Below are 6,723 nucleotides of genomic sequence, written 5' to 3' on the forward strand. Positions count from 1 at the left end.
CCTTTTCGACGATCATGGCGGCTCTATAAACCCTGACGGCAATTACGATGACGCGAATCGACATTGCAGCAACAGCTACGACGCCCAGACCTGGAACGAACGGTAAAATCATCAGCCCGATGTCGAGTGCGAGACCCCAATCAAAGTTCCCGTCGAGGTCATGCCGATTGATGGGGTCGTTCGGGTATACGTAATCGTTCTCGACGCCGCCTTCGACGGGGTCGACTTCGAGGAAGCGTCCGAGGGCTGCGATGTATTGTCTGGCGCCCATTTCGGTGGTGGCGATGGAGCCTTGGTGCTCGTAGAGTCGGTCGTGTTGGCCGAGCCAGCCGTAGTCGGCGGATCCGGGGAGGTTATCGGGGGTAGTGTCGTCGGCGGTGAGGGTACCGATGTTTCCGGTGACGGGGTCGATGGGTTGGCCGAAGGGGTCGTAGCTGTTGAGGGTTCCGGTGCCGTTGCCGGTCATGATGTTGTCGCCGTGCAGGTTGGGGTAGAACCAGGCTTGTGAGCCGGCTGCGTTCACTTGGACGCTGGCGCCGCCGGGCAGGGCAATGGTCCGTTGGATGCGCACTCCGACGCTGTCGAGGACGCCGTAGGGGCTGGCGGGGCCGCCGGGTGGTGTGCTGGTGCGTTGTGCGATGCGTCCGTGAGGGTCAAGAAGATCAACTCGGTGCCCTCGGACTCGTCGTCAACGCAATCGTGCTGTGGAACACCCGCTATATGGACGCAGCCCTGGGCGAACTGCGCCGGGAAGGGCTACAGGTAGCCGACGACGACGTGAAACGCCTCTCGCCCCTCGGCCACGAACACATCAACTTCCTCGGCCGATACCAATTCAGCATGCCCGAGCTACCGCCCAATCAACTCCGCCCGCTGCGCGATCCGAACAGCCAAGACTGAACGACCGAGCCCTTAGCGGACGTTTTCGTTCCATTACTACTCAGACCCCGTGAGGGTGTCGTTGGCTTCGTCCTGGATGAGTTCCTCCAGCCGAGTCGCGACATGGGTCACGCGCAGGGCCCGGAACTTGTCGTAATCAACGCTGGTGAACATCACTTGACCTCCTCGTCGCGGGCATAGTGCGAGGCGTCACGGACATAAACATCGGGCATGGTGTCGCGGAACACGACCGTGCTGACGTGTTTGCGTGTGGAGGCGGCCGGGACCTTCGGTCGCGGCTTTTTCGTGTCGCTGTCGATGGCCGCCATCAACCGTTTCAGCGTCGAATAGGTCGGATGGGCGCTGCGGTTCACGAGCTCCTGACAGGCCGCCTCCAGCCGTTCCCGGTTGTTCTTGCCGAGCCCGTCGAGGATGTTCTGGCAGGACAGGTAGCCCTGCGCCTCGATCACCTGGCTGTCCAGGATCTGCTCGATCACGGTGACGGTGGCCGGCCCGACGCTGCGCGCCCGGTCGGTGAACCACCGTCTCGACCACAGCCCGTCGATATCGCGGTGCTGCGGCGGGACATGGTCTGGCAGGGTCGAGTATTGGCCTTTGCGGCCCGTCAGTCGCGGGTGTTCGCAGATGCTCTCGTGCCCGTCGAAGACCGTCACCCGTGACGACGTCAGCCGAACCCGCAGCAGCTTGCCCGCCAGAGCGAACGGCACCGAATACCGTTGGGTGTCCGCGGTGACGTGGTAGTTCCGCGCCGCTTTCAGCTCCTTCCACTCGACGTCCTCGAACCCAGCATCAGGCAGAGGGCTCAGCAGCTCCCGCTCCTCGGCGTCGAACCGCTCCCACCGGGTGGTGTCGTCGGCGCGGCGGATGTCATAGTTGATCTCCCGCACCCGTTCCTCGATCGCAGCATTCAACTCGCCCAGCGTCGTGAAGACGTCGTCCTCGAGGTAGCCGATGACGCGTTTGTTGACCACGTTCACCGCATTCTCGGCTGCAGCTTTGTCGCGGGGCTTTTTCACTCTGGCCGGGACAATTGCGCATCGGTAGTGATCAGCGAGCTGCTGATATCTGGCGTTGACGGTCCGCTCCGCATCACCCTTGTGGGTTTGGTGGGTGGATGTCGTCGGGTTGTCCGGCACGACGATCTGCGTCACACCATCGAAGAACGCGAACGCCTGAACGTGCGCGTTAAGCCACGCCGGAGACTTCATATCCGCGTAAGCGCGGCAGAAAATCAGCCCCGAAAACGGCAACACCGCCACGAACAAAATCGCTCGGATCACCTCGCCGGTGATGGTGTCGACGACGTCCATCGTGTCGCCGGCCCAGTCCACCAGCATCGCCCGACCCGGCTCATGGCGCAGCACCGCAACCAGGTCATGGGTGCGGAGATAGTCGGTGAACAGGGCGCAGAACTGCGAATACCCATACTTCTTCCCCGCGTCTTTCGTGTCGACGTAGCGACGCCACGCCAACAGCAACGTGAAGTGTCGGTTCGATTTCATCGATGCCAGCACCCGCGATAAGTCGGGCTGGTCATACTCCTCCGACACGTTTCGGCGCCCGTCGGGGAACCACTCGGCCAGCTCGACGTCGCTGACCGCGACCGCCGAGGTGAGACCGCGCTGCTGGACCTCTTGCCGGACCCGGGCCACGTCGCGGTGGGAGCACCCCACGATCTCCACGACCTCGCGGTAACTCCGCCCCTCCAGCAACAACCCCATGATTTTTCGATAGTCCGCCATGCCCCGCCCCTTACTGAAAAGGACCACGCCTGATGCGTGGCCCTCTCAAAGCAGAGCAGTTCAAGACCCGCCAGCGCTACCGTGTACCCGGAATCGTGCTACCAAGTCGCCGGACTGGCGCTACCAGCAAGCCCTACTCGCCAAAATCGTTGCCGGGTCCGCAGACGGTCGCGTATGAGGCCGGTCCGACGGGTTTCGGATTGGCTCGTTTGTTCGTCGGTGCGGGGATTGACTGCCTGGTCGCGGCGCCGTCGAAATTGCAACGCCCCACAGGTGACCGGGTCAAAACGGATGCTCGGGACGCGTTCCAGTTGGCTCGGCTGCTGCATGTGGGCGACATCACCGTCGTGCATATCCCCACGGTCGAGGAAGAAGCCGCACGGGACTTGGTGCGATCCCGAGAAGATACCCGGCAGGATCTGATGAGTGCCCGGCATCGGATGTCGAAGCTGTTGCTGCGGCACGGTTTCGTGTATTCCGACGGTGCCGCTTGGACGGGCAAACACGACCGATGGTTACGGTCCCACCGAACGGGGGACCTCGCGTTTGAGATGGCGTTCGACGCGTCGTATGAGGCGGTGGTTCAGACGGTGGCTCGCCGTGACCGGTTGGACAGAGCCATCGAGCTTATGGCCGCAGATTCTCAATTCACGCCGATGGTGAACCGGCTGGGCTGCCTGCGAGGAATCGCCCCGTTGACCGGGTTCGCCCTGGCAGTGGAGATCACGGACTGGCACCGATTCACCGGCCAAACGATCGGGTCGTTCCTCGGCTTGGTCCCATCGGAATACTCGTCCGGCCAGACGCGCCAGCTCGGTGGGATCACCAAGACTGGGAACTCGCATGCCAGACGCCTGTTGGTCGAAGCCGCGTGGCACCACCGCCGCGATTACCGGCCGACCGCCCGGTCCGTGTTGCAGGAACGGTGGGAGAAGGCCCCCGAGGACGTCCGACTCCGCGGGCAAGCCGGCAATGAACGCCTCCACAAGCAATGGATCCGCTTCGACGTGCGGAAGAAGCGTCCCGTGATCGCCAACGTTGCCATTGCCCGTGAATTGGCTGGCTGGTGCTGGTCCGTGGCCACCATGGACAAATAACCCCCAGACCGCTGTTCGCCCGGCCGGAGTGCCGACAACACGTGGAGTGACCCGCTATCCAACTATGAGCAGCACGCGCAATCGTGCGACGCCCGATTTCTAGACCAGCGGCACCTCTCCAGCCGAACACTTCGCCCTGCGGTAACCAACCCGCGTATATCAGTCTGACCGTGCGTCGATAAGACACGCTCGACACCCCCGGCCTCGGCGAACAGCCCCTCTCCGCAGCACCCGAGATTTCAGTCTCTCGGATTCTGTGACGGGGCGGGAAAAGAGCACTCCCGCCCCGTCACAGAATCCGAACAACAATCATCACGGGCGCCGCTCAAAAATGCCCACTTGACAAAACCCACTACATATCAGTTGAACAGGTTGCCCCGTTGCGCGCCGATCATCAAGTGCACGTGGAGGTGCGGGGCATGGCAGTTCTCGCTCCCGTTGGCGCATGCTCCTGACGTCGCGATTCGTCTGCCGAAAGTAACGGATGCGCCGGAAGTGAGAGAGAAAGCCGACAGGTGCATGTATTCGATGTAACGACCGTCGTCGAGCCGCTCCCCACAAGGACTAAAATACGAGGATTACCTAAAGGATGCCGTGTTCGTCCAGCTAGATTCGCGTTGTCAAGGCTGACAAAGAGCACAAACCTCAGCGGAAGGAATAGCAATGAGAATCGATGATTTCGCGGATCGCATTCGCCCAGTAGGCGTCCTGTACGTTGACGTCCACCCATTTACGTGGGATTCGGAACGCGGGCTGGAGATTTTGCTATTCAAGCGCAACGCAGAAGTTCCGATGCCCGGTCAGTGGCAGACGGTATCGGGGAAACTTGCTAAGGGTGAACGAGTTGTCGATGGGTTCCTTCGCCAATTGAAGAAAAAGTCGGGGCTTCATCCTTCGCGACTATTCAAAATGAGCAATGTCGCTACATTCTTCGATGAGTTCTACGACACCGTCATGTTGGTCCCTAATGCTCTCGCGTTCGTCGAAAAAACCGATATCAAGCTGGACGGTGAACTTCACAATTCATTCATGTGGGCGACGCCCGATGAAGCATTAGCTCATCTCGCATGGCCCACCCAGCGGCAAGCGGTGGGGGCCATGCAGGCCTCAATGGAATGGGACGGACGGTCGCTGAGCTTACGACCGAATCAGTTCGATGTCTTCGAACTTGCCATCTAACTCGAATCATGCAACTCGATGACCTGTACGCGAGCGCTAACGCTCAGGCGACCGGTGGAGGACTAAACGGCCATTCGCAATCGTTATTGTATCTGGAGCGCTACGTCAACGATGGCTCGCCAAGCGGATACACCTGGGGGCCAAACCAAGTCTCGGATCGGTACCGACCGGGTGTCACCGCGGAAACCTTCGATATTCCGCTTGTAGCAGTGCCAGCGTCAAAGCGAGTGGACATAGGTGAATCCAACTCGACTCTTCATGACATCCTCGGTCAGCAGGATGCAGCAGAGAGCCGGCTCCTGCCTGTGCACCCAGACATAGACCTCAGCCTATTAAGCAGAAAGGTGAAAATCGTTGGAACAGTCAAAGTTCAAGCAACAAGGGGTCAGCTCACGAAACGGAATAAATACCACGCTAAGAGTTTCCGGGCCTGTGCAGGGGGCGGAGTTTTCCGGCTTTGGGTTGGCGGGGGTTGTTCCAGGTGTAGTCGCCGGTGAGGTTGATGTGTTCCCAGCCGAGTGGTGAGAGGTGATCGAGCAGCGGGTCGTCAGTGGGGTGGCCTGTTGTGGTGATGGCGTGCTCGAGTATCACGCCGGACAATGCAGCGAGTCGGGGCCGCTTGTCTACACCTGGTGCGGCAAGCCGTGAAGGGCCCCTCGAGCCTCAATGTCGGATATCCGGAATCTCCCTGGCGTAGTTAGGCCACCCCACAACCGCGTAAACCGGTGCACCAAAATGAAATGTCTTTCTCTAGAAGCATCTGAGCGTCCCTCCGGTGCAGGTTGAGTAAATCGAGTTCTGCCCTCGGGCAGGTCATCTACCCCCGGATGGGGTCTGGGCGCGGTTCGTGGACGGGAATATCGTTCTGTCTCGGACCCGGCTTTCAACGTCATACCGTGGCTGTCAACCGGAACCGCCTTGTTACCTGCTGTCGGATCGTGAACGGTGCGTGAGCGCCACTTCGGGTCGAATGGCGCCTTTCGCGACCGATCAAAGGGGACCATCTTGTCGATTTTTGTTGCCGCCCGTCCTACCCATCGCGGGAAGCGGTTCGCGCTTCACTCCGTGATCGTCGGAATCACCTGCGCTGCCCTCGTTGGCGGTGTCGCCCAGACCGCGCAAGCGGCCCCGCCGACCGGCCCGGCCGCGACCGGCTTGACGGGGGCGCGTTCGAATGCGACGGCGCTGTCTTTTGGGATCAGTGACCGGGTCGCCGCGTCGGTCGATGTTGCTACCGGCAACCTGCTCGTGGCGACGCAGGGTCTGAACCTGCCAGGGGTGAACAACACGGTCGCGATTGGCCAAACGTATAACTCGCTGGGCTGGCAGACCGGGTCGAACACGGTCGCGGCGGCCACAAACTGGTCGCTCGGCCTCGCCGCCGCTGGCAGCTTGTCCCTCGTCGGTGCGGACATCGTGTACACGGGTGGTGACGGTGTCACGTGGAAGTTCATTCCGGTCTCTGGGTCGACGACGGCGTTTACGTCGCCGGCCGGGTTCAAGCAGGATCTAGTCAAGACCGGCACCGGGTACACGCTCACCGACCGGACCTCGCGCCAGGTCGTCACGTTTGACACGAACGGTAACGCGACCGCGGTGGCGGATCGAAATGGGAACTCCACCGCGATCACCTACACCGCCGGGGTGGCGTCCTCCGTGGTCTCGACGGCGGGACCGACCGGGGCCCGGACCGCGGTGTTGAGTTACAACCCGAGCGAGCTGGCCTACACGATCACCCAGAACGCGGATCAATACAACACCCGCACGGTGACGTACCAAAAGAATTCCTCCGGAAACCTCACCGG

The 6,723-nt window shown here is 61.3% G+C and carries 5 protein-coding genes and 2 pseudogenes; 4 read left to right on the plus strand and 3 right to left on the minus strand.

The genetic code is table 11. The features are described from left to right. Positions 1-571, minus strand: a 571-nt coding sequence (locus IWX77_RS16600; RefSeq protein WP_196845656.1) for an RHS repeat-associated core domain-containing protein, incomplete at its 3' end; no start/stop codon positions are given. A gap of 74 nt (positions 572-645) precedes the next feature. On the opposite strand from IWX77_RS16600, the pseudogene IWX77_RS16605 reads away from it, so the two are divergent. Continuing rightward, positions 646-900, plus strand: a pseudogene (locus IWX77_RS16605) (Tn3 family transposase); the annotation flags it as partial. A gap of 152 nt (positions 901-1,052) precedes the next feature. Here IWX77_RS16605 and istA read toward each other — a convergent pair. Next, positions 1,053-2,642: an IS21 family transposase gene (istA, locus tag IWX77_RS16610; protein ID WP_327012282.1), complete on the minus strand. Its 1,590-nt coding sequence runs from the start codon at positions 2,640-2,642 to the stop codon at positions 1,053-1,055. Between the two features lie 32 nt (positions 2,643-2,674). Between istA and IWX77_RS16615 the strand changes: the two genes are divergently transcribed. Continuing rightward, positions 2,675-3,739: an IS110 family transposase gene (locus tag IWX77_RS16615; protein WP_327012283.1), complete on the plus strand. Its 1,065-nt coding sequence runs from the start codon at positions 2,675-2,677 to the stop codon at positions 3,737-3,739. A gap of 663 nt (positions 3,740-4,402) precedes the next feature. After that, the gene (locus IWX77_RS16620) at positions 4,403-4,918 is read left to right on the plus strand and encodes an NUDIX domain-containing protein (RefSeq protein WP_196845657.1); all 516 of its coding nucleotides are present in this window, start codon (positions 4,403-4,405) and stop codon (positions 4,916-4,918) included. A 414-nt stretch (positions 4,919-5,332) separates the two neighbouring features. Here the strand turns inward: IWX77_RS16620 and IWX77_RS16625 are convergent. Further along, positions 5,333-5,497 (minus strand): annotated as a pseudogene (locus IWX77_RS16625) (Tn3 family transposase); the annotation flags it as partial. Between the two features lie 426 nt (positions 5,498-5,923). Here IWX77_RS16625 and IWX77_RS16630 point away from each other — a divergent pair. Beyond that, positions 5,924-6,723: hypothetical protein (locus IWX77_RS16630; protein WP_196845658.1), on the plus strand; the 800-nt coding region annotated here is incomplete at its 3' end.

Origin of the sequence: Cryobacterium sp. CAN_C2 (genome assembly GCF_015751745.1) — a bacterium.
Taxonomy (GTDB): Bacteria; Actinomycetota; Actinomycetes; order Actinomycetales; family Microbacteriaceae; genus Cryobacterium.